Raw genomic sequence first — 23,309 nt, forward strand, 5'->3', positions numbered from 1 at the left:
TCAGGCCCCCGGGCCGGTCGATCGGTCACAGCTTCCGAAGGGTCCGTTCCAGGGTGTCCGCGTAGATCCGGGCACCGGCGATCTTGGGGTGCAGGGACTGCATGGACACGTCCGGGCTCTCCTTGTCCGCCTTCTCCCGCCCGTTCTCCACGAGGGCGTTGACGGTCTCCGGGCTGCCGCAGGCGGCCTTGCCGTCGAAGTCGGCCCGCGGGTCGGCGAAGACCGCCCACGTGCCGCCGTCCTGCTCGGCGGCTCCCTTCATCTCCGTCGCCAGGCTGTCGGCGACGCCCCGGATCCAGTCGTTCTCCACGGTCTCGTAGGCGCCGGGGAAGCAGCTGTGGTCCTTCTCCACCAGGCGCGGATAGCCCATGAGGACGACCTTCGCGTTCGGGGCCTGGGCGTGGATGGCGTTCAGGGTGAGGGCGATCCGCGGCCGCACGGAGTCGTGCAGCCACTTCGGCGCCCAGTCCTTCAGGGGGCCGGTGGAGCCGCCCGTCTTCTTACCGGTCGCGGGGTCGACGTTCTCCAGCTCCGAGTACGGGCAGGTGGTCGTCGAGGGCACCGGGATGTCGATGCACTTGCCCATGACGTCGCTGAAGCGGGCGTCGTTGCCGCCGATGCTGATCGTCACCAGGGTGGTGTTCTGGTCCAGGTAACCGGTCTCGAGCTGTGGCAGCTCACCGGACAGGTCCTGGTCGAGCACGTTGTAGGTGCGGGCTCCGGAGCAGGCCACGAAGTGGTAGTCCAGCCTCGGGTCGAGGCTGTCGGCCAGGGCGCCGATGGAGCTGGAGTAACCCGGGAGGGTCGCCTGCCTCGACCACGCCAGCCTGGAGCGGTGGCACTTGTCGACCTCCTCGTCCTTCTGCTTGTCCGGGTGGTCGGTCTCCGGGTACAGGTCGGAGCCGTTCGGGCCGGTGACCGCCTCGCCCGACGAGTAGGAGTCGCCCATCGCCACCACGGAGTCGGCCGGCTTGCCCGCGAGGGGCTGGAAGGCGACCGCGCCCCAGGCGATGTCCTCGTCGCCTGTCCCGTCCTTCGTCGAGTTCGACAGCTCGACCCGCGGGGTGCCGGTGAAGTGGAACACGCCCAGGCTGGCCCAGCCGCCGGCCCGCTGGAGCACCACACGCTTCGCGCTCAGGCTGTCCGTGCCCAGCACGGTGTATTTGGCCTGCCGGGTCTGCGCGCCGGTGTCGGGCAGGTGCACAAGGACGCGCGCCCAGTTCAGGCTCTGGCCGAGGGTCCAGGTCCCGTCGATGGTCATGTCGCCGGTGGGGCCGCCGAAGTGGGCGGCGTCGCGGGTGCGGGCGTACCAGTAGTGACCGCCGTAGCCGCCGCCGACCGAGTGCAGGTCGGCCTTGGCCTCGTACCGGCCTTCAGCGCCGGGGTTGAACGAGAACTGGAAGCTGCCCGCCGACGCGATCGTCGCGCAGCCGCTCTGGTCGCTCCAGGACGGCGTTCCGTCCGGGACGGAGGCGACGACCTTGGCGCCGGCCGGGGCGCCGGAGCACACCGGGGTGCCGTTCTGCAGCCGGGTGCCGCGGCCCGGTTCCTGCACCAGGGACTGGTACTTGATGTTCTCGTGGCCGCAGGTGGCGTTGCAGTCGCTCTTCCAGGTCACGTTGGGCTGGTTCCACCAGTACTGCGCGTAGCACTCCGCGTCCGGGCACTTCGGCGGCGTGGCGGGGTCGCAGTTGTTCTTGGAGTTGCAGAACGTGTCGAGCGACGGGGTGACGTGCACCCGGTTGTACCGAGCGCTGCCCTCGTACATGTAGGGCTGGTCGTTTCCGTTCCAGTAGGCGGGGCGGAAGCCGGCCGAGGAGAAGCCGGACTCGCCCGGCCAGTCCTGGCGGCCGGAGGTGGCGTAGGAGTAGCCGGAGTCGATGGACCAGGCGGCCCAGCCCATCACCTTGACCTCGTACGGCCAGTCCTGGGGATGGGCCGCGTCCTTGACGGCGTACGGGTCCACGTCGGTGTTCATGAACGGGTGGCCCCAGCCCTTGGCGTAGATCGGGTTGGCCGGGTTGTTGTACCAGCCCAGACCCCAGTGGCCCGCGTGCTTGCCGGCCTCCGACGGGGGATTGAAGCCGAGGTTGTAGTTCCAGACGGCGGTGAACCAGTTCTCCACGTAGGAGGGGTCGTCGTTGTTGACGGTGATCTTCTGGCCGGCCTTGTGGACCTCGTTCCACTTGTCCGCGAGGATCTTCAGGGAGGCGGCGATGTTGGTCGCGTAGTCGATCGCGACGAGCTTCTGCAGCGCGGGCGACAGGCTGGTCTCGCCGGGCTTGGCGTGGCCGGCCAGCCGCATGCCGTCGGTCACCTGGCCCACGCCGTAGCCGCAATCCGACTTGTCCCAGTTGATCTGCCAGTAGGCGGCCGGGTCGTTCGGGTCGGCCTTGTGGCCGTAGTAGCCGTCGACAGCGGCCAGCGGGTTGCCCGTCTGCCCGGGGATCGACCCGCCCTCGGCCTGCCACAGGTTCGACTCCTGGGCCATGATGCCGAGGAGCACGTTGACCGGGATCCTGCCGCCTCCGGTCAGCTTCGGCAGCGGGAACAGGGACTGCGGGTCGACGGTGCCGAGACCGGCCTGGCCGCGGTAGCCGCCCTGGCGGATGTAGCTCGCGCTCAGATCACCGCGCACGGCCATGTCGGCGGCCCACTCGACCTGGTTCGGCGTCGGCTGGAGTGCCTGGACCTTCATGTCGTTGCGCGACACGGCGCACCAGCGGTCGTCGTCCGTCGGGGGGCTCGCGGTCAGGCCCCGCTTCGGGGAGGCTCCCTTCGGCCGGTGGGCGCCTGCGACCGCGGCGAGGGCCGGGGAGGGGTCGTGCCCGGAGCCGTCGACGGCGTCGTGCCGCACGCTCTGGGTCAGTTCCCTGCCGGTGGCGGTGGCGGTGCTGGTGACCGTCACCGGCAGATCGCCCTGGTCGGCGGGGGTCGCCGTCCGGGAGCCGGGTTCCCCGGACCGGGTGAAGCCCTTGCCCGCGCCCTTGATGTTCGCCAGGCCGGCGCGGACTCCGGGCGTGAGCACCGGTTCGACGGCCAGTCGGCCCCGCGAGGACACATCGGTGCCGGCCGGGGCGTTCAGCCGGGTGACGCCGGCGCCCGCGGTGGCGGTGGAGCCCTTGGGGCGGCCGGTGAGGAAGACCCGGCCCGCGTCGCCCGGCACGAGGTCGAGGTCGCCGAGCCGGCCCGAGGCGATGTTCTCCGGCCTGCCGCGGCCGGTGAACAGTTTGGCGTGCGCGGTGGACCGGCCGTCGCGGTCGACGAAGGCGATCCCGCCGGCGGCGGGCCGGATGTCGAACGGCGCGCTGTCCGCGTCCGCGAGGTTGCGCACCCGGCCGGAGCGGTCGAGGTGCACCAGGCGGCTGCCGAGGGCGGCCACCGTGCCGTCCCGCACCGGAACGGCACTCGTGATCTCCCCGCGGGCCGCCGCCGTGCCCGTCGTCCTGCCGGACACGTCCACGGTGATCACACGGGTCCGCGTGCTCGCGGCGTCGTTCATGTCCCGGAAGGCGGTGAACGCGGCCTGGTGCGTGGCCGTGTTGCAGGACGGGTCGAAGTAGGCCAGCGACGCGGTGAAGGGCAGCTTGGTCACCTTGCCGGACGTCAGGTCGACGACGGCGGCGAACGCGCCGCCCTGCATCAGGTCGGGCTTGTTGGTGAAGCCGCGCGGCGCGTAGACGACGGCCGCGTGTGAGCGGTCCATCAGGCACTGGTTGCCGATCCACGAATCCGCCGGCATGCCCGGCTCCGACAGCAGCGCGGCGGTCTTCCACGCGTACGCCTTGGAGCTGTCGGCGACGAGGATCCGCAGACCGTCCGCGTCGGCGGCAGCGGTGACGGCGCGGTCGGGACTGTCCCGCCAGCCCCTGCCGAGCTTCCCGTCCGGGTTGCGCACCCGGCCGGAGGGCGCGGGCGGCGCGGTGGCGGGACGGGCGGAGGGGCGGGATGCCGGAGCGGCGCCTGCGGGCGCCGCCTGGAGCATGCCGCCGGTAACGGCGGCGCAGGCCACGAGGGCCACCAGGGGCGCGCGAGTTCGTCTCTTGGAACGCAAAGGAGCTTTCCCCGTATTCATTGGATTGTCCATGAGCTTTTCCGGGCACGGCGAAGTGCCCCTCCGCCCCGGACGGGAAGGCCCGGTGAAGGCGGACGGGAAACCGGAATCAGAATTCAGCGGTCCCGGGCCCCGCGCGTGCGGCGCGCGGGGCCCGGGTGCGCGGTTCGCGCGGCGGCCGCTAGTTGCAGTTGGTGCTGTCCTGGACGTTGTTGATGAGGTAGGTGCTCGCGCTGGAGCTGGTCTTCATCAGTGAGGTGACCGTGCCGCAGCCGCCGTGGTCGCGGTAGACGGGGCCCGCGTACTCGGAGAAGGTGCCCGAGTCGCTCGCGCAGCCCTCGGCCGTGTAGTTCGAGCAGAGTTTGATCTTCATCCACTTCGCGCTCGGCGTGTTGTTGTCGAGGATGGCGCAGGTCGGAGCGTCGTTGCTCGCCGTGTTGCTGCCCTTGACGTAGACGAAGAGAGTTCCCTTGCGCGACTCGTCGGGCAGGACGGCCGCCTTGTAGAGCTTGTAGCCCGTACCGCAGACGGTCGCACCGGCGGCGGCCGCGGCGGGCCGCGCCGCCGCGATCGCCTTCGTGTGCCCGTCGGCCCCGGCGACGACGCGGGGCACCGGCCGGCCGGCGGCGGCGACCTGCGGAGCGGCCGCGCCGAGGAGGCCGAGGGCGGCCGCGGCCGCGGCGAGCGCGGTTCGCGCCGAGAAACGGATTCGAATGGACATGCGTTCCCCCATGGAATGCATTGAGACTGCCGTCGGAAAAAGCGGGCCGACGGCAGGAATGTGGTCCCGGGGAGCTAATCAGATGCGCTTTGCCGCTGTCGAAAGTAATTCGAAAGCAAAGTGGAGATTTTGATTCCGCTATGACTCTGGGCGTGCGGAGCTTCTTCGTGCCGAGGGAGGAAACGGACATCGCTCGGTGGCTTGTTCACTCATGGTTCCGGGCCCGGAGCGGAACGAGTAGTTCTTGTCACATCACTGAACGCGCAGCGGCCCCCGCCCATCGGATGGGCGGGGGCCGCTGTGTGCTGGAGCGGGTTACTCGGCCGCGTGGGCCAGGACCGCCTCCGCGTCGAGGGTCACGCCGACGGCCTGGACCACGGACGCGATCTTGAACGCCTCCTGGACCACGTCGCGCTCGACGCCGGCCTTGCGCAGCACCTGCTCGTGCGAGTCGAGGCACATGCCGCAGCCGTTGATCGCGGAGACCGCGAAGGACCACAGCTCGAAGTCGACCTTCTCCACGCCCGGGTTGCCGATGACGTTCATCCGCAGACCGGCGCGCAGGGTGCCGTACTCGTGGTCGGACAGCAGGTGCCGGGTGCGGTAGAAGACGTTGTTCATCGCCATCACCGCGGCGGCGGCCTTGGCGGCCGTGTACGCCTCCGGCGACAGGTTCGCCTTCGCCTCCGGCTCCAGCTCACGCAGCACGATCGGGGAGCGGGAGGCGATGGCGGTCGCCAGCACCGTGCCCCAGAGCTGCTGCGCCGGCAGGTCGGAGTTGCCGATGACCGAGCCCAGGTTGAGCTTCAGGTCCTTGGCGTAGTCCGGGACGAGGGACTTCAGCGAGTCAAGCGACATGGGTCACTCACCGGCCAGCAGCGCGACCGGGTCGAGCGTCTCGTCGCCCTTGCTCCAGTTGCAGGGGCACAGCTCGTCCGTCTGGAGCGCGTCGAGGACCCGCAGGACCTCCTTGGGGTTACGGCCGACGGAACCGGCGGTCACCATGGAGAACTGGATCTCGTTGTTCTGGTCGACGATGAAGACGGCGCGCTTGGCGAAGCCGTCCTCGCCCTCGATGCCCAGCTCGCGCATCAGCTCGTGCTTGGAGTCGGCCATCATCGGGAAGGGCAGGTCGCGCAGGTCGTCGTGGTCCTTGCGCCAGGCGTGGTGGACGAACTCGGAGTCACCGGAGAAGCCGAGGATCTGGGCGTCACGGTCGGCGAACTCGTCGTTCAGCTTGCCGAACGCGGCGATCTCGGTCGGGCACACGAAGGTGAAGTCCTTGGGCCAGGCAAAGACGATCTTCCACTTGCCCTCGTAGGTCTTGTGGTTGATCGTCTCGAACTCCTTGCCCTTCTCCAGCGAGACGCAGGCGGTCAGTTCGAACTCGGGGAACTTGTCACCGACAGTGAGCACACGCTCTCCTTGCAGCGAGGCGGTGTCCGGATCGCGAACACCACCCATGGGTTGGACTTCGCCGATGTTGGCACAGGGTGCATTGATACGGGAAATAGCTACACTCGGTCGTGTTGATCGGAGGTTTCTATCAGTGACCGTCAGTAGCGCCAGCGCGAAGCGGCGTCAGCCCAGCCTGTCCCAGCTCCGGGCCTTCGCGGCCGTGGCCGAGCATCTGCACTTCCGGGACGCGGCCGCCGCCATCGGGATGAGCCAGCCCGCCCTGTCCGGCGCGGTCTCGGCGCTGGAGGAGATCCTGGGGGTGACCCTCCTCGAGCGTACGACGCGCAAGGTGCTGCTCTCGCCCGCCGGTGAGCGTCTCGCGGTGCGGGCGAAGGCGGTGCTCGGCGAGGTCGGGGCGCTGCTGGAGGAGGCTGAGGCGGTCCGGGCGCCGTTCACCGGGGTCCTGCGGCTCGGGGTGATCCCGACCGTCGCCCCGTACCTGCTGCCCACCGTGCTGGCCCTGGTCCACGAGCGGTACCCGCACCTCGACCTGCAGGTGCACGAGGAGCAGACCGCGAGCCTCGTCGAGGGCCTGCAGTCCGGGCGCCTGGACCTGCTGCTGCTGGCCGTCCCGCTCGGCGTCCCCGGCGTGACCGAACTCGCCCTCTTCGACGAGGACTTCGCGCTCGTCACTCCGCCCGACCACCGGCTCGGCGGGCGCGAGGGCATCCCGCGCGAGGCGCTGCGGGAACTGAACCTGCTGCTGCTGGACGAGGGCCACTGCCTGCGCGACCAGGCCCTGGACATCTGCCGGGAGGCCGGGCGGGAGGACGCCCCGGTGACCACCACGGCCGCCGGGCTGTCCACGCTGGTCCAGCTCGTCGCGGGCGGCCTCGGCTGCACCCTGCTCCCGCGCACCGCCCTCAGGGTCGAGGCGGCCCGCGGCAGCCGGCTGCGCACCGGCTACTTCGCCGACCCCGCCCCCAGCCGGCGCGTCGCCTTCGCCATGCGCGCGGGCGCCGCCAGGGGAGCGGAGTACGAGGAACTGGCGGCCGCCCTGCGCGAGGCCCTGCGCCCCCTGCCCGTACGGGTGCTGGACGCCTGACCGGCCAGGCGTGACACCTGGCCGGTCCCCGGGGCCGGCGGCGTACCGCACGGACGCCGGGCGGCTATTCGGTGCGCAGTCCGTCCGGGCGCATCAGCCTCAGCAGCGGGGGCAGGCTCAGGAGGGTCACCGTGAGCACCACCGCCGCGCCGGCGCCGGTCATGGACAGCACGCTCGCCCAGTCGACCGTCACCGGTGTCGCCGTCATCTTCAGCAGCACCGCGCCGAGGGTCAGGCCGACCGCCGAGGACAGCAGCAGGCCCAGGGCGATGGGCACCGCCGTCTGCCACAGCACCGACAGGCCCAGCGTGCGGCGCCGGGTGCCGAAGGCGACCAGCGAGGACAGCAGCTTGCGCCGCTCGCGCAGTTGCTCGAGCTGCGAGACCAGCAGGCTCGCGCCGATCAGCGCCAGCACGCAGACCGCGCCGACGAACAGACCGGTGCGCAGCGAGGCGTACTTGGTGGACTGCCTGGTCTCCGTCCAGGTGAACACGTCCGCGGTCGCCTCCACCCGGGCCGCCGTGTTGCGCACGTGCTCCGCCGCGTCGGGCACCGACTCGTCGGTGCGCAGGAAGACATGGGCGCGCAGGCCGGGCCTCGCCTTCGCGGGCAGCGCGGACGGCGTGACCAGCAGCCCGTTGGCGGCGTTCTGCAGCGCGTCCTCGCGGTACGGCACCTGCTCGATGCCGGCCGGCAGCTTCCAGGGCACCTGGAGGCCGGGGGAGTCCGAGTAGGCCGGGTCGAGGTAGAGCTGCCGGCCGGGCCGTGCCACGGCGGCTATGGAGGCGCTGTATTCGGCGTCGTAGTGCGGGTTGCGCAGCCGGAACACGTCGCCGTCCCGGCAGGAGGGCAGCCGTGCCACCTCGCGCAGCGCGGCGCAGTCGCCGACCGTGAGATCGATCAGGGTCTCAGGGTCCACGCGCTTGTCGGCGGCGGACGCGGTCGACAGCACCACCGACGTCCGCACCCCCTCGGTCCGCCGGAACGCCTGGTCCACGGCGGTGACGTCGCTGCGGTCGGGCAGCGTGACCTCCATCGACGCCCGGCCGGGGTCCTGGCCGGTGTCCTTGGTGTACTGGCTCTCCACGCCCGCGAACAGCATCTGCAGCGCGATCGCGCCGGCCACCGCCACCGCGATGCCGTTGACCATGCGGGCCGCCGTACCGCTGCTCAACTGCAGTCTGCGTACCGCCAGTTGCCAGGAGACCGGGCCGGAGCCGAGCCGGGCGACGAACCGTTCCACGATCCACGGCAGCAGCGCGGTCACCCCGACCAGCAGCAGCAGTACGCCGCCGGTCACCAGGTACTGGTTGAAGCCGCCGCCGTCCCGGCCCTTGCCGAGCATCGGGTACAGCAGTGCGAGGCCGGCCAGCGGCAGCAGCAGCCGCCACCACAGGCGACGCCGGGCCGGCCTGGCCGTCCGCACGACGCCGAGCGGCTCCACGACCACCCCGCGCATCGCGAGCAGCGTCACCAGCACCGCGGACGCCGGCACCGCCACCGCCACCAGCGCGACGAGCGCCGGGGAGGGGTCGAGGTAGCCGGGGAACACGCTCTCGCCCAGCACCTCGACCGAGCCCGCGACCTGGCGCCCGATCAGGAAGAGGACAGTGCCGACGACCAGGCCGAGCAGGGCCCCGGCCAGGGCCTCGCCCGCCGCTATCCGCCGGGTCATCCGGCTGTCGGAGCCGACCAGCCGCAGCGCGGCCAGCCGGCGGTCGCGCCGTTCACCGCCGAAGCGCACGGCCGCGGCGATGAACACGGCCACCGGCATCAGCAGCACCACGAACACGACCAGCACCATCATCAGCAGCACCGGGTCGGCCTTCTCGCCGGTCGGGTGCGGATCGCCGAAGCGGGTCAGCCGGTCCACCCGTACGCCACCGCCCGCGTCGGGGTCCAGGCCCTCGGCGCCCGCGTAGTACGCCAGCTCGTGCGAGCCGATCAGGCCGCTCTCGCCGATCGTCCCGGTGATCCGGTAGGGCAGCCGCTCGCGCAGCAGCCGGGCGCCGTCGGAGGCGAGCAGATCCCGCAGCGCGGGGGAGACCGCCATCTCGCCCTTGCCGGGGAAGCTCCCCAGCCCGGGCGGCAACGGCGCGCGCGGGCCCTCGGCTTCGAGGAGCCGGCCCCGCACGTCCTTGGAGTGCCACTGGGTGTCGGTCACGGCGAGCAGCACCGTGTTGTCGGCCTTGGGGCGGGTGGTGCCGGAGAACGTGTAGTCGGAGCGTGCCTCCTCGACCCGGTGGCGGGCGGTGAACACGTTCGGCAGCGCGGTGGTCAGCAGTAGCAGGGCCACGCCCAGCCCGACGCCGACCGCCGTCAGCGTCATCCGGATCCAGCCCTCGCGCCCGCCGGTGACGGCGAACCGGGCTCCCAGGGCGAGATCCCTCCGCCACTGCCACGGCTTCATACGGCCCGCTCCATGTCCCGGGACCTGCCGTCGCGCACGACGATCTCGCGGTCCGAGTAGGCGGCCACCCGGGCCTCGTGGGTGACGAGCACGACGGCCGCGTTGGTCGACCGGGCCGCGTCGGTGAGCAGTTCCATCACGCGCTCTCCGTTGAGCGAGTCCAGCGCGCCCGTCGGCTCGTCGGCGAACAGCACCCGGGGCCCGGTGACCAGCGCCCGCGCCACCGCCACCCGCTGCCCCTGGCCGCCGGAGACCTCACCGGGCCGTTTGCCGCGCAGGCCGTCCACCTCCAGCCGCTCCATCCAGCCCAGCGCGGCCCGCTCGGCCTCCTTGCGGGAGGTGCCGTTCAGCCGCAGCGGGAGCGCCACGTTCTCCACACAGGTCAGCTCCGGCACCAACTGCCCGAACTGGAAGACGAATCCGAACTCGCTGCGGCGCAGCGCGCTGCGCTCGACGTCGTTCATGGTGGCGAGTTCCCGCCCGTCGTACGTGATCGAGCCCGAGTCGGGCGGCACGATGCCGGCGAGGCAGTGCAGCAGCGTCGACTTGCCGGAGCCGGAGGGCCCCATCACCGCGACGACCTCGCCGGGGTGGATGGAGAACGCGGCGCCGTCCAGGGCGAGCGTCGGGCCGTAGGCCTTGCGCAGGTCCTCGGCGGCGAGCAGGGAGCCGGAAGGAGGGGTCACCGGGCCACCTCCGCGCGGAGCCGGTCCAGCCGGGCGGCGGTCAGCTCCAGCCAGCGCAGATCGGCCTCCAGATGGAACAGGGCGTGGTCGCAGACGAGCTGGTCCGCGAGGTCGCCCTTGCGCTTGCGGTCGGTCAGGACGCGCATGCTGCGCAGGTGCTCGGCGCGCTGGGTGTCCAGGATGTCGACGGCGTCCCGGTGGGTGAGCAGCGCGAGGACGACCTTGGTGTAGAGGGTCGACTGGAGGTACTCCTCGGGCTTCTCCGGGGTCGCGAGCCACTGCTCGACGTCGGTGACGCCGGCGTCGGTGATGGCGTACCGCTTGCGCTCGGGGCCGCCGCCCGACTCGATCCCGTCGACTTCCACGAGCCCGTTCTTCAGCAGCCGGGACATCGTCGAGTAGACCTGGCCGTAGTGCAGCGGCCGGTCGTGACCGAACTTCTCATCGAAGGCCCGCTTCAGGTCGTAGCCGTGTCGGGGGCCGGACTCCAGGAGCCCTAGGAGGGTGTGACCGATGGACATGCGAGCACTCTACACACCGTGTATACGTCGGGTGTATACGCGGAGTGTCCAGTGCCTGGCGCGCGGTGGCGCGGCGCAGGTGGGAGCCGATTGTCCGGGTTCGGTAACGACTGCGGGCCCGCCCCCGCGCACACGGGAACGGGCCTTGCCGCGAGGTCTGTTCAGCCCGGCGGCGGCCCGGCGGCCGGGCCTCGGGGCGGCCGTCCGCGGCGGGGCAGCGGACCGGTGTCCCGCGGCAGGCGCCCCGCCTCCGACAGCGCCTTGCGCAGCAGGAACTCGATCTGCGCGTTGGCCGACCGCAGTTCGTCGCCGGCCCAGCGCGCGAGGGCGTCGTAGACCGACGGGTCCAGCCTCAGCAGCACCTGCTTGCGCTGCTGAGGCCGTCGCCGCGGTGTCTCCTCCGACGGATCCGTCACTGGTAGAGGGTCCCGGTGTTGAGTACCGGCTGCGGGGCCCGGTCGCCGCACAGCACCACCATCAGGTTGGACACCATGGCCGCCTTCCGCTCCTCGTCCAGCTCCACGATGTCCTGCTCCGCGATCCGGGCGAGCGCTGCCTCCACCATGCCGACCGCGCCGTCCACGATCTGCCGCCGGGCCGCGACGACCGCGCCGGCCTGCTGGCGCTGGAGCATCGCCGAGGCGATCTCCGGAGCGTACGCGAGATGCGTGAAGCGCGACTCGACGACCCGCACCCCGGCCGCCTCCACCCGCGCCTGCAGTTCGACGGCCAGCTTCTCGGTGATCTCCTCGGCGTTGCCGCGCAGCGAGAGGCCGTCCTCCTCGTGGGCGTCGTAGGGGTACTCGATGGCGATGTGCCGTACCGCCGTCTCGGTCTGGGTGGCGACGAACTCGGCGTAGTCGTCCACCTCGAAGGTGGCCTGCGCGGTGTCCTGGACCTTCCAGACCACGACCGCGGCCAGTTCGATCGGGTTGCCGTAGGCGTCGTTGACCTTCAGGACGGCGGTCTCGTGGTTGCGCACGCGGGTGGAGATGCGGGTGCGCGAGGTGAAGGGGTTCACCCAGCGCAGGCCGTCCTGCCGGATCGTGCCCCGGTAGCGGCCGAAGAGCTGGACCACGCGCGCCTCGCCGGGCGCGACCGTGTTCAGGCCGCGCATGGCGATCACCGCGGCGAGGAGGACGAGCACGCCGCCCACGACGAGCGCGGCCCTTGCCCCGTCCGCGGTCACCGCCGAGGCGGCGGCGAGCAGGGCCGCGGCGGCGGCGAGCCCGAGCAGACCGAGGAGCAGGGCGAGGCCGCCGCCGATGCTGTGGGCCTGGAACTCGCGCACGCGCGGCGCGGGCATCTCGGGTATGTCGGCGGTCGCGGTCGTGTCGTGCGCGGACATGGGGGTCCCCCGTTCTCGGCGGCGCCCGACTCCCTCGGGCACCCGGCTTCGTACTAGCTAAGTGATATCACTTTAAGCCGCCGGGCAACCCCGCACCAGAGATATCCGTCGGTTCCCTTGAGGTGGGTGCTGATTGTCACGTCCGTAAAAGGGCGGATCGGACGCCCTTTGTCATATAGGCGGGTGTTAGCTTTCGGAGCTGACCACTGAGACGGAAGCGGGAGCGTAGGACTCATGGGACGAGCGGAAGAGAGACGAGCGCGACAGCGCGGTGGCCGCCGCGCGGCGCCCCGGAGTCGCCGCTCGCAGCCCACGGCCGCGTCCGCGGCGGCCGGCGGCAGGCCCGCCAAGGGCCGAATACGCCGGCTGTTCACCTGGAAGAAGATCCTCGGCACGTTCTTCGGACTGTGCCTGCTCTCCATCGGCGCCTTCGTCGCGCTGTACATCGCGGTCGACATCCCCGCCGGGAACGTCGCCGCCCAGCGGCAGAGCAACGTCTACAAGTACAGCGACGGCACCATCCTGGCCCGCGACGGCAAGGTCAACCGCGAGATAGTCGACCTGGACAAGGTGCCGAAGAAGGTCCAGCTCACCTTCGTGGCGGCCGAGAACAAGTCCTTCTACACCGACCCCGGAGTGGACCTCAAGGGCACCGCCCGGGGCCTGGTCAACACCCTGTCCGGGCGGGGCAAGCAGGGCGGCTCCACGATCACCCAGCAGTACGTCAAGAACTACTACCTGAACCAGGATCAGACCGTCTCGCGCAAGCTGAAGGAACTGGTCATCTCGCTCAAGGTGGAGCGCGAGAAGTCCAAGGACGACATCCTCGCCGGCTACATCAACACCTCCTACTACGGCCGCAACGCCTACGGCATCCAGGCCGCCGCCCAGGCCTACTACCGCGTCGACGCCCAGGACCTGACCGTGCAGCAGGGCGCCTACCTGGCCGCCCTGCTGCAGGCGCCGAGCCAGTACGACTGGGCGGACGCCACCCCCACCGGCAAGCGGCTGGTCAAGGCGCGCTGGAACTACGTCCTGGACAACATGGTCGAGGAGCACTGGCTGCCCAAGGCCAAGCGCGACGCCATGACCTTCCCGGTGCCCAAGGAGCCCAAGGGCGCCCCCGGCATGGAGGGCCAGAAGGGTTACCTGGTCACGCTCGCCAACGCCCAGCTCGCGCAGAAGCTGATGCAGGACGAGGGCCTGTCCAGGTCCGACGCGGCGGCCAAGGTCGCCGGCCAGGGCTGGACCATCACCCTGAACGTCGACCGCAAGAAGCAGGCCGCGCTGGAGAAGGCCGTCAAGGAGCGTCTCACCAGCAGGCTGGAGCCGAAGAAGCGCAAGGTCGACGCCGACGTCCAGGCCGGCGCCGTGTCGGTGGACCCCAAGACCGGCAGGATCGTCGCCATGTACGGCGGCGAGGACTACTTCACCCACTGGACCAGCAACGCCACCCGCCGGGACTACCAGCCCGCGTCCACGTTCAAGCCGGTCATCCTCGCCGCCGCGCTGGCGCAGAACGCCACCACGCAGGAGGGCAAGCCGATCACCGCCGGCACGGTCTACGACGGCACCAGCCGCCGCCAGGTCGTCGACCACGGCGCCAAGGTCGGCTTCGCGCCGCCGAACGAGGACAACCAGAACTACGGCCCCATCACCGTCCAGCAGGCGATGAACCAGTCCGTCAACTCCGTCTTCGCGCAGATGGGCGTCGACGTCGGCATGGACAAGGTGATGAGCACCGCCAAGCAGCTCGGCATGGACACCGAGGGCATGCAGGCGGTGCCCGCCCAGACGCTGGGCTCCATGGGAGCCAGCCCGCTGGAGATGGCCGGCATCTACGCCACCTTCGACAACCACGGCCGCCAGGTGACGCCCGGCATCGTCAAGTCGGCCGAGCAGAAGGGCCACGCGGTCCGGATGCCCGACCCCGTCGGCGGCCAGGTGATCAGCCGCACGGTCGCCGACAGCGTCACCTCGGTGCTCACCGGAGTGGTCGACGACGGCACCGCCCGCACGTCCGTGGCGGGCAACCCGCTGCGCGACGGCCAGCAGGTGGCGGGCAAGACCGGTACCTCCGACTGCAACCGCTCGGCCTGGTTCACCGGTTACACCCCCGACCTGGTCACCTCCGTCGGCCTGTTCGGCGAGGCGGCGAAGAACGGCGGCACCGGCTGCGACGGCAGGCCGGTCAAGAAGAACGACCACGTCTCCCTCAGCGGGGCGATGGGCGGCGGCCGGGTCAACGGCGGCGGCCCGCCCGCGGAGATCTGGGCGGCCTACACCTTCGGGGTCACCGACAAGTCCCGCTTCGACCTGGACACCACCCAGGGCGCGGCCGTCGAGCCGTCGGACACCCCGACGGTCAGCCAGTCCCCGTCCGGCACCCCGTCGAGTTCGCCGAGCAGCGAACCGCCGGTGTCCAAGTCGCCGTCCCAGTCGCCGTCCCAGAGCCCGTCACGGACGCCGAGCCAGTCGCCTTCCCAGTCGCCGTCCCAGAGCCCGTCCAGCGAGCCGCCGACGGACCCCGCGAGCGACGACCCGCTCAACCCTGCCGACAACCTCGGCCCGCCGCACACACGAAACCAGTAGGCGCACAAGAGGAGGGGCGCCCGGAGTGATCCGGGCGCCCCTCCTCTTGTGCGCTCACCCCCGGTTCAGCTCGAACCAGACCACCTTGCCGGTGCTCAGCCGGGTCGCGCCCCAGCGCCGGGCCAGCTTGTTGACCAGGTACAGCCCGCGGCCGCCCTCGTCCGTCGCCCGCGCCTGGCACAGCCGCGGCAACTGGGGCACGTCGTCGCCGACCTCGCAGCGCAGCACGTCCGTGCGCAGCAGCCGCAGGGTCACCGGACGGGTGGCGTAGCGCACGGCGTTCGTGACCACCTCGCTGACCAGCAGCTCCACCGAGTCGGTCAGCTCCTCCAGCCCCCACCGGGCCAGCGCGCGCCGGGCCAGCCGGCGGGCCTGCCCGGGCGTCGCGGTCTCCGGCTCCAGCGTCCAGTACGCCACATCGCTCGGCGCGATCCCGTCGAAACGGGCCGCGAGCAGCGCGATGTCGTCGTCCCGGTCGCCCGGGCCGAGCATGTCCAGCACCTCGTCGCACAACGCCTCGAGCGGCGGCGGATGGTCCGGGCCGGTCAGCCGCGCGGTCGCCGCGAGCTTCTCGCGCAACTGCTCTATGCCGGTCCACACGTCGCGCAGCCGGGACTCCACCAGCCCGTCGGTGTACAGCAGCAGCGTGGCCCCGGCCGGCGCGTCCAGCTCCACCGCCTCGAAGTCCACCCCGCCCACGCCGATCGGCGCGCCCGGCGGCACCCGCAGCACCTCCGCCCGGCCGCCCAGGTGCAGCAGCACGGGCGGCGGATGACCCGCGTTGGCGATCGTGATGCGGTGCGTCACCGGGTCGTACACGGCGTACAGACAGGTCGCCATCCGGTCGGTGCCCAGCCGCTGCGCCTGCTCGTCCAGGTGGTGCAGCACCTCCTGCGGAGGCAGGTCGAGACCGGCCAGCGTCTGCGCCGTCGTGCGCAGCTGGCCCATGATCGCCGCCGACGTCATGGAGTGCCCCATCACGTCACCGACCACCAGCGCCACCCGGCTGCCCGGCAGCGGGATCGCGTCGTACCAGTCGCCGCCCACCCGCGCGGTCTCCGCCGCCGGGAGATAGCGGGACGCCAGCCGCACCCCGGTCGGCCGGGGCAGCGTCTCCGGCAGCATGGTGCGCTGCAGCTCGTCGGCGATGTACGCCTCCCGGCCGTACAGCACCGCCTTGTCGATGCCGAGCGCGCTGTGCGTGGCGAGCTGCGCCGCCACCAGCAGGTCGTCCGCCTCGAACGCGAGCCGCTCCGGGCGGCGCAGGAACAGCGCGGCGCCGATCACCCGGCGCCGGCCGCGAAGCGGCGCGAGGATCGCGTGCCGGCCACCCGGCACGGCCGCCTCGCCGCTCTCGCCGAGCAGTTCGGGCAGCGCCGCCCGGGCGGCGGGCGCGTCCGCGAACACCGGGCGCACCCCGCGCAGCACCTCGTTCAGGGCGCCGCCTGGCCGCACCTCGCACAGCTCGGTGGTCAGCGAGGACAGCTCGGTGAGGGCGGACGCCTCCGGCTCGGGCTCCGGGAACGGCGGCAGCGAAAGCCCCTCGGTGTCCCGCTCGTCCGGGATCCGGTCGGTGCGGCGCAGCCGCAGCACCACCGGCCCGGTCGGACGCTCGTCGCCCACCGGCAGCGGGTCGCGCAGGTAGACCAGGATCGCGTCGGAGAACGTCGGCACTGTGGCCCGGCACAGCCCCATCACGATCTCGTCCAGATCGAGGCCGCGCGCGATCCGCCGGGTCGCCGCGCCCACGAACCTCAGCCGGTCCCCGTCGCGCCGCATCGGCATGGGCCGCCCCGGCGGCAGTCCCCGCCCGGTACGGCGGTCCTGGCCGCCCGGCCCCCGTTCCTGCTGGGCGCCCGGCTGCGGCGGAATGGCCTCCGCCGCCGGACGCGGACGATGCTCCTCCACGCTCGCTTCCCCTCGCGCGGCAGGCGCCCCCATGGCCGGCGCGGCCGCGGGCTGGGAGTGCTCGGGGCCGTTGACCGGGGGCTCCTTTCCCTTGTTCCCCTTGCCGCGGGGCGTCGCCGTCCCCGGTGCGGCGGGTGGCCCGTCGGCCCGGGCCTGCGCCGGTAAGGCGGGGCTGCCGAGCGGCCCCTGGGTACGCAGCAGCGCCCCGCGGGACTCCGCGGGGTCAGCGCCCGACTGCGGGCGGTCGTAGGACGTGGGGTGCTCCGTCACGCGCGTCGAATCCATCCGTCCGGGGCTGCGCGCCGGGCGCGCACATGGTCCCGCCGAGAGTCCGATACCCGGAATACATGCCCCAGGAACGGAATTCCGGCGTGGTCAGAGGTCGTGCCTGTGCCGCCGAAGGACCCTGCCGGGTCCGCCGGGGTGTTGCCGTCGTACCCCTCGCTCACTCCTGCCGCCCCTCGGTGACGTCTGGTCAGACCCGGTTCGCGCCCCGGGAGTTGCCTTGCGGATTCTTGCGGAGGACGATCCTACGGTTGTGGGCCGGGGGCGCATCAAGGGTCTCATGAGGACACGTGCGCGGGCGTACGGTCCCAGTCCTCGGGGAGTGACGGTACCCCCCAGGAGGGATCCGGGCGCCAGTGCTGCCAGCCCTCGGAGAACGGCGGGCCCCAGGCGTCGATCACCTCCACCGCGGCCCGCCCGGCCGCCCGCACCCGCGCGGCGGTCCCCTCGTCCATCAGCCCGTCCCGCTGGGCCTGAGCGAACTCGTCCTCGTCCCGCCAGTGCCAACTGCGGTCCGGGTGGACGGAGATGTCCAGGAAGTGGTCCTCGGAGTCGACCCCGCCCGCCCAACGGGCCAGCGGCTGCTCGAGGTTGACGTACCAGTTCTTGAACTGCCACCCCGGCTCCCAGAACAGCCACACCGACCAGGGCTCACCGGGCCGGGCCAGCTTCAGCACACCCGTGCCGAACCACCGGTCCCGCTGCACGGTGCGCGGCCTGGTGTAGCGGGTCTCCAGCGGCTCCACGTGCAACGGCGTGCCGTCGGCGAGCACCGGCTTCACACACTCGGTTCCGGGCGCCATCCACGCCGCGAGCAGCTCCGCGTCGTCCCGGACGACGGTGACGGGCCGCGCGATGTGGAAGCGCGCGCCGGCGTTCTCCCGGTACCGCCACAGGATCTGGCTCCCGGGGGTCCAGTAGGCCGCAGGCCCCGCCGCCACTCGTCTCACCGCTCCGTTGTCCGCCATGAACAGATATTAGGTGCCGTACACATATGAACGCCCGCGGTTCGCGTCACGGTTCGACGCGGCGGGGCAGGTTGTCACGGGTGTGTCATCCGCAGGACATCCAGCGCCTCGTCGAGCTGCTCCAGGGTGAGGTCGCCGCGCTCCACGTAGCCGCCCTCCAGCACGACCTCGCGGATGGTTTTGCGCTCGGCCAGCGACTTCTTGGCGACCTTCGCGGCCTCCTCGTAGCCGATGTACTTGTTCAGCGGCGTCACCACCGAGGGCGAGGACTCGGCGTACTCGCGGGCGCGTTCGCGGTCGGCGGTGATGCCGTCCACGGTCCGGTCGGCCAGCAGCCGGGAGACGTTCGCGAGCAGCCGGACCGACTCCAGCACGTTCTTGGCGATGACCGGCAGCATCACGTTCAGCTCGAAGTTCCCGGAGGCGCCGGCGGTGGCGATGGTCGCGTCGTTGCCGATCACCTGGGCGGCGACCATGACCACGGCCTCGGGGATGACGGGGTTGACCTTGCCCGGCATGATCGAGGAACCCGGCTGCAGGTCTGGCAGCCGGATCTCGGCCAGCCCGGTGCGCGGCCCGGACGCCATCCAGCGCAGGTCGTTGGCGATCTTCGTCAGCCCCACCGCGATGGTCCGGAGCTGCCCGCTGGTCTCCACCACCCCGTCCCGGGCGCCCTGCGCCTCGAAGTGGTCGCGGGCCTCGGTGAGCGGCAGTCCGGTGGCCCGCGCGACCTCCGCGATGACCGCGGCGGAGAACCCGGGCGGGGTGTTGATCCCGGTGCCGACCGCAGTCCCGCCCAGCGGCAGTTCCGCCAGCCGGGGCAGCGAGGCCCGCAGCCGCTCCACGCCGTACCGGACCTGGGCCGCGTACCCGCCGAACTCCTGACCCAGGGTCACCGGCGTCGCGTCCATCAGATGCGTCCGCCCGGCCTTGACGACGTCCGCGAACTCCTCGGACTTGCGCGTGAGAGCGGCGGCGAGGTGCTCGAGCGCCGGGATCAGGTCGTGGGTGACGGCGGCGGTGGCGGCGATGTGCAGGGAGGAGGGGAAGACGTCGTTCGAGGACTGCGAGGCGTTGACGTGGTCGTTGGGATGCACGTCCTTGCCGAGCCGCTCACCGGCCAGGGTGGCGATGACCTCGTTGGCGTTCATGTTGGACGACGTCCCGGACCCGGTCTGGAACACGTCCACCGGGAAGTGCTCGTCCCACTTCCCCGCGGCGACCTCGGCGGCCGCGTCCTGGATCGCCTGCGCGACGTCCTTGTCCAAGACGCCCAGTTCGGCGTTCACCTTCGCCGCGGCGCCCTTGATCTGCGCCAGCGCCTCGATGTGCGCCCGCTCGATCCGCTGCCCGGAGACGGGGAAGTTCTCGACGGCGCGCTGCGTCTGCGCCCGCCACTTGGCGTGGGCCGGCACCCGGACCTCGCCCATGGAGTCGTGTTCGATGCGGTAGTCGCTCATGCCCTTGTCAGCGATCGGGGCGCGGCGGTTGTTCCGGACCGTGGGCCCATTGGCACCACCGGCGTCACCGGGTCGGGGGACCGGACCCCCGGCCGCCGGGCGGGACATCACGGATAAATGTGACTATCAGTCCGAGATGGTGGGCGATTCCCGCCGTCACCACGGCTGGCAGGAGGACCGATCGATGCGTTTCACTCTCAAGGGTCTGCTCGGCGGCGTCGCGGCGGTGTCCATAGGCACGGCGACCCTGCTGGGCGCGGGAGCCGGCACCGCCGGCGCCGCGGGCGGAGTCCACTGCGACCGCGCCGAACGGCCCGTCTGGAGCGGCGATCCCAGCCGCAACCTGACGGCCCGCGGATGCGACCTGCCGTCCGGCGAAGGCCGCTGGTACCGCGTGGAGGTCGACGAGCTGCGGGAGGCCCACCACACGACGGCCTACCTGGACGGCCCGGTCGACCGGACCGAGAAGCTGCACGACAGGACCATCAGGTGCATGGGCTTCATCGCCGACGGCGCCACGGTGCACTGGTTCGGCTGCGTGCCGCACTGACAAGCGGCCCCGTCAGGGCCCCGGGGCGGCGCCGCTCCACGGCGAGTCCGGTTCGCCGCCCTGTCCCGACGAGGTGATCCCGGGTCCCGACGCGGTCGTCCCGTGCCGGTGGAACGGCAGAGCCCCCGGCGACGCGCCAGGGGCTCCTCGCGGGTGCCGCCGCCGGATCAGCCCAGGCCCGGACCCCGCACCGGGATGCTGGTGAACGTCGGCTGCGGCGCCGGGTCCTGGAAGAAGTCGTTGCCCTTGTCGTCGACGACGACGAACGCCGGGAAGTCCTCGACCTCGATCTTCCAGACGGCCTCCATCCCCAGCTCCTCGTACTCCAGGACCTCGACCTTCTTGATGCAGTCCTGGGCGAGGCGGGCGGCCGGGCCGCCGATGGAGCCGAGGTAGAAGCCGCCGTGCGCGGCACACGCCTCGGTGACCTGCTTGCTGCGGTTGCCCTTGGCGAGCATCACCTTGGAACCGCCCGCCGCCTGGAACTGCGCCACGTACGAGTCCATGCGGCCGGCCGTCGTCGGGCCGAAGGAACCGGACGCGTAGCCCTCGGGCGTCTTGGCCGGGCCCGCGTAGTAGACCGGGTGGTCCTTCAGGTACTGCGGCATCTCCTCGCCCGCGTCCAGCCGCTCCTTGATCTTGGCGTGCGCGATGTCGCGGGCGACGACCAGCGGGCCGGTGAGGGAGAGCCGCGTCTTGACCGGGTGCTTGGCCAGCTCGGCGAGGATCTCGTCCATCGGCTGGCTCAGGTCGATCCGGACGACGTCCCCGTCCTGCTCGAGGTGCTCGTCGGTGGTCTCCGGCAGGAACCGCGCCGGGTCGGTCTCGAGCTGCTCGAGGAAGACGCCCTCGGCGGTGATCTTGGCGACCGCCTGGCGGTCCGCGGAGCAGGAGACGGCGATCGCGACCGGGCAGGACGCGCCGTGCCGCGGCAGCCGCACCACGCGCACGTCGTGGCAGAAGTACTTGCCGCCGAACTGCGCGCCGATGCCGATCCTCTGGGTCAGCTCGAAGACCTTCTGCTCCAGGTCCTCGTCCCGGAAGCCGTGGCCGAGCGGCGAGCCCTCGGCGGGCAGGTTGTCCAGGTAGTGCGCGGAGGCGTACTTCGCGGTCTTCAGCGCGTACTCGGCGCTGGTGCCGCCGACGACGATCGCCAGGTGGTACGGCGGGCAGGCGGCCGTGCCGAGCGAGCGGATCTTCTCCTCCAGGAACTTCATCATGGAGGCCTCGTTCAGGACGGCCTTCGTCTCCTGGTACAGGAAGGACTTGTTGGCCGAGCCGCCGCCCTTGGCCATGAACAGGAACTTGTAGGCGCCGCCGTCCGTCGCGTACAGCTCGATCTGGGCCGGGAGGTTGGAGCCGGTGTTCTTCTCCTCCCACATGGTGAGCGGAGCCATCTGCGAGTAGCGCAGGTTCAGCTTGGTGTAGGCGTCATAGATGCCGTGGGAGAGGGCCTTCTCGTCCTCGCCCGCGGTGAGGACGTTCTGGCCGCGCTTGCCCATCACGATCGCGGTGCCGGTGTCCTGGCACATCGGGAGCACGCCGGCCGCCGCGATGTTCGCGTTCTTCAGCAGGTCCAGGGCGACGAACTTGTCGTTGCCCGAGGCCTCGGGGTCGTCGACGATGCGGCGGAGCTGGGCGAGGTGGGCCGGGCGCAGGTAGTGCTGGATGTCGTGGATGGCCTCCTCGGCGAGCTTGCGCAGCGCCTCCGGCTCCACCTTGAGGAACGTCCGCCCGTCCGGCCCCTCGACGGTGGACACGCCTTCCGAGGTCACCAGCCGGTACGGGGTGGTGTCCTCGCCCTGGGGAAGCAGATCGGTGTACGCGAACTCAGGCATCTCAGCCCATTCCTCACTCTGACGGACGGCTGCCCGCCGACGTTGGCGGGCCCCACCAGCGTAGAACCTGCCGTCTGCGCGGAAGCTGTGAGGTGAGGCTCAGTTCGACACGCCCGCGGCCGTCCACACCCCTAGTCGCGATCTATCGCGTTTCGGTACGCTGCTGCCGTGGACCTTCAGAAGCACGCTCCAGCCCAGGACGGGCCGCCGGCCCCCGCAGACCTGCGCGCCTCGGACGCCGACCGCGACCGCGTCGCCGACATCCTCCGCGAGGCCCTGGCCGAGGGCAGGCTGACCGCGGACGAGCACGCCGAGCGCGTCGAGGGGGTGCTGCACGCCAAGACGGCCGGCGAGCTGGAGGTCTTCATACGCGACCTGCCCGCCGCCCACCACGGGCCGGCGGCGTCCTCCTACACGGCCGTGCCGCCCCGCCCGGCCCCCGGCGCGGTGCCCGCGGAGGCGGACGCCAACGTGGTGGCCGTCTTCAGCAGCGCCATGCGGCGCGGCCGCTGGCGGGCCGGGCGCCGGCTGCACGCGTACGCGGTCTTCGGCAGCGTCGAGATCGACCTGAGCGAGGCGATCTTCGAGTACCAGCAGGTGGTCGTCAAGGCCGTCTCGGTCTTCGGTGACGTGCAGATCCGGGTGCCGGAGAACGTCTCGCTGCGCGGCACGGGCGGCGGCGTGCTGGGCAACTTCGAGGTGGCCCCGCTCGACTCGGCCGACGCGGAGGCGCCCGTGGTCTACGTCGACGGCTGGGCCGTGCTCGGCAACGTGGAGGCGCGGGCCAAGCGCGGCAGGCGCGTGGCGGACATCCTCGATCGGGTCCATGACAAGCTCGACCGGGCCCATGACCAGGTCGACAGGAAGCTGCGCAAACACCTGGACCGGTGACGGCCGCGCATCCGGCGGCGCCCGGAAGGGCGCCGTCCGGTCGTCCGCGGGCGGGCGGGGGCGTGAACCGGCCGCCGTGCGCCCGCGGTCACGAACGCTGTGCATAGGCGCGCGCACAGCGGGTAGGCCTTGCTGCATCGTCGCTCACTCGCGAAGCCGTCGTCAGGAGTAGACCGTGCTGCAACCGCCGCATTCGTCCCTGCAGGTAGCTGCCGTTCCGGCCCAGCGGGTGCCAGCGCGCGACAGGGACCAAGACGCCCCCTGGCACACCGAGGCGGTGTGCCGGCGCGACGAGGCCGGCCTGTTCTTCGCCCCGTCCAAGGAGCCGACGGCCGCCCGGCTGTCCCGCGAGGAGGCGGCAAAGCGCGTCTGCGCGCGCTGTCCCGTCATGGTCGAGTGCCGCGAGCACGCCCTGCTCCAGCCCGAGCCGTACGGAGTCTGGGGCGGTCTGACGGCGGCCGAGCGCCGTGTGGTGCTGGCGCGCCGCCGCAGGCGGGAGCTCGAGCTCAAGAAGGCGGCGCGGGCGACGGCGGAGCGCATAGCCGGCTGAGAACGGGAAATGGGCGCCCCCTCC

The 23,309-nt window shown here is 71.7% G+C and carries 18 protein-coding genes; 5 read left to right on the plus strand and 13 right to left on the minus strand.

From position 1 onward, the window contains the following. Positions 1–25: 25 nt before the first annotated feature. The 4 genes from ACFQ9Z_RS19555 to ACFQ9Z_RS19570 all read right to left on the minus strand — a co-directional run bounded on the left by ACFQ9Z_RS19555 (position 26) and on the right by ACFQ9Z_RS19570 (position 6,191). Positions 26–4,054 (minus strand): SGNH/GDSL hydrolase family protein, encoded by a 4,029-nt coding sequence (locus ACFQ9Z_RS19555; protein ID WP_383018982.1) that lies wholly within the window; start codon positions 4,052–4,054, stop codon positions 26–28. Between the two features lie 181 nt (positions 4,055–4,235). Beyond that, positions 4,236–4,775 (minus strand): hypothetical protein, encoded by a 540-nt coding sequence (locus tag ACFQ9Z_RS19560; RefSeq protein ID WP_383018988.1) that lies wholly within the window; start codon positions 4,773–4,775, stop codon positions 4,236–4,238. A gap of 315 nt (positions 4,776–5,090) precedes the next feature. After that, complete coding sequence (locus ACFQ9Z_RS19565) at positions 5,091–5,633, minus strand: alkyl hydroperoxide reductase (protein ID WP_383018992.1); 543 nt, start codon at positions 5,631–5,633, stop codon at positions 5,091–5,093. 3 nt (positions 5,634–5,636) lie between these two features. After that, positions 5,637–6,191, minus strand: a complete 555-nt coding sequence (locus tag ACFQ9Z_RS19570; RefSeq protein WP_143627389.1) for a peroxiredoxin — start codon at positions 6,189–6,191, stop codon at positions 5,637–5,639. Positions 6,192–6,324: 133 nt separating this feature from the next. Here ACFQ9Z_RS19570 and ACFQ9Z_RS19575 point away from each other — a divergent pair, with 133 nt between their 5' ends. Continuing rightward, on the plus strand, positions 6,325–7,278 hold the full coding sequence (locus tag ACFQ9Z_RS19575; RefSeq protein WP_383019002.1) for a LysR substrate-binding domain-containing protein: 954 nt from the start codon (positions 6,325–6,327) through the stop codon (positions 7,276–7,278). A 64-nt stretch (positions 7,279–7,342) separates the two neighbouring features. Here ACFQ9Z_RS19575 and ACFQ9Z_RS19580 read toward each other — a convergent pair whose 3' ends face one another. The 5 genes from ACFQ9Z_RS19580 to ACFQ9Z_RS19600 form a co-directional block, all read right to left on the minus strand. After that, complete coding sequence (locus tag ACFQ9Z_RS19580) at positions 7,343–9,688, minus strand: ABC transporter permease (protein WP_383019008.1); 2,346 nt, start codon at positions 9,686–9,688, stop codon at positions 7,343–7,345. Next, positions 9,685–10,374, minus strand: coding sequence for an ABC transporter ATP-binding protein (locus ACFQ9Z_RS19585; protein WP_383019015.1), 690 nt, complete (start codon positions 10,372–10,374; stop codon positions 9,685–9,687). Before ACFQ9Z_RS19585 ends, ACFQ9Z_RS19580 begins: the two co-directional genes overlap by 4 nt. Then, positions 10,371–10,895, minus strand: a complete 525-nt coding sequence (locus ACFQ9Z_RS19590; RefSeq protein ID WP_383019025.1) for a PadR family transcriptional regulator — start codon at positions 10,893–10,895, stop codon at positions 10,371–10,373. The genes ACFQ9Z_RS19585 and ACFQ9Z_RS19590 overlap by 4 nt, the downstream gene beginning before the upstream one ends. A gap of 161 nt (positions 10,896–11,056) precedes the next feature. Beyond that, complete coding sequence (locus tag ACFQ9Z_RS19595) at positions 11,057–11,311, minus strand: hypothetical protein (protein WP_383019035.1); 255 nt, start codon at positions 11,309–11,311, stop codon at positions 11,057–11,059. Then, positions 11,308–12,243 carry an SPFH domain-containing protein gene (locus ACFQ9Z_RS19600; protein ID WP_383019039.1) on the minus strand — a complete coding sequence of 312 codons (936 nt, stop codon included), beginning with the start codon at positions 12,241–12,243 and terminating at the stop codon, positions 11,308–11,310. The genes ACFQ9Z_RS19595 and ACFQ9Z_RS19600 overlap by 4 nt, the downstream gene beginning before the upstream one ends. Before the next feature lie 234 nt (positions 12,244–12,477). Here ACFQ9Z_RS19600 and ACFQ9Z_RS19605 point away from each other — a divergent pair, with 234 nt between their 5' ends. Further along, positions 12,478–14,835, plus strand: a complete 2,358-nt coding sequence (locus ACFQ9Z_RS19605; RefSeq protein ID WP_383019044.1) for a transglycosylase domain-containing protein — start codon at positions 12,478–12,480, stop codon at positions 14,833–14,835. Positions 14,836–14,889: 54 nt separating this feature from the next. Here ACFQ9Z_RS19605 and ACFQ9Z_RS19610 read toward each other — a convergent pair whose 3' ends face one another. The 3 genes from ACFQ9Z_RS19610 to ACFQ9Z_RS19620 form a co-directional block, all read right to left on the minus strand. Then, a complete protein-coding gene (locus ACFQ9Z_RS19610) occupies positions 14,890–17,028 on the minus strand; it encodes a SpoIIE family protein phosphatase (RefSeq protein ID WP_383019052.1) in 2,139 nt (712 codons plus the stop codon). 278 nt (positions 17,029–17,306) lie between these two features. Continuing rightward, complete coding sequence (locus ACFQ9Z_RS19615) at positions 17,307–17,996, minus strand: DUF402 domain-containing protein (protein WP_383019059.1); 690 nt, start codon at positions 17,994–17,996, stop codon at positions 17,307–17,309. 74 nt (positions 17,997–18,070) lie between these two features. After that, on the minus strand, positions 18,071–19,456 hold the full coding sequence (locus tag ACFQ9Z_RS19620) for a class II fumarate hydratase (protein ID WP_383019064.1): 1,386 nt from the start codon (positions 19,454–19,456) through the stop codon (positions 18,071–18,073). A 184-nt stretch (positions 19,457–19,640) separates the two neighbouring features. Here ACFQ9Z_RS19620 and ACFQ9Z_RS19625 point away from each other — a divergent pair, with 184 nt between their 5' ends. After that, complete coding sequence (locus ACFQ9Z_RS19625) at positions 19,641–20,006, plus strand: hypothetical protein (RefSeq protein WP_383019069.1); 366 nt, start codon at positions 19,641–19,643, stop codon at positions 20,004–20,006. Between the two features lie 167 nt (positions 20,007–20,173). Here ACFQ9Z_RS19625 and ACFQ9Z_RS19630 read toward each other — a convergent pair whose 3' ends face one another. After that, on the minus strand, positions 20,174–21,844 hold the full coding sequence (locus tag ACFQ9Z_RS19630; protein ID WP_383019075.1) for a fumarate hydratase: 1,671 nt from the start codon (positions 21,842–21,844) through the stop codon (positions 20,174–20,176). A 168-nt stretch (positions 21,845–22,012) separates the two neighbouring features. Here ACFQ9Z_RS19630 and ACFQ9Z_RS19635 point away from each other — a divergent pair, with 168 nt between their 5' ends. After that, entirely contained in the window at positions 22,013–22,735 is a 723-nt protein-coding gene (locus ACFQ9Z_RS19635) for a DUF1707 domain-containing protein (RefSeq protein WP_383019081.1), read from the plus strand. A gap of 175 nt (positions 22,736–22,910) precedes the next feature. Continuing rightward, positions 22,911–23,285: a WhiB family transcriptional regulator gene (locus tag ACFQ9Z_RS19640; protein ID WP_143627362.1), complete on the plus strand. Its 375-nt coding sequence runs from the start codon at positions 22,911–22,913 to the stop codon at positions 23,283–23,285. The last annotated feature ends 24 nt before the right edge of the window (positions 23,286–23,309 follow it).

The sequence above is a fragment of the Streptomyces sp. NPDC056580 genome (assembly GCF_042793175.1).
GTDB lineage: Bacteria > Actinomycetota > Actinomycetes > Streptomycetales > Streptomycetaceae > Streptomyces.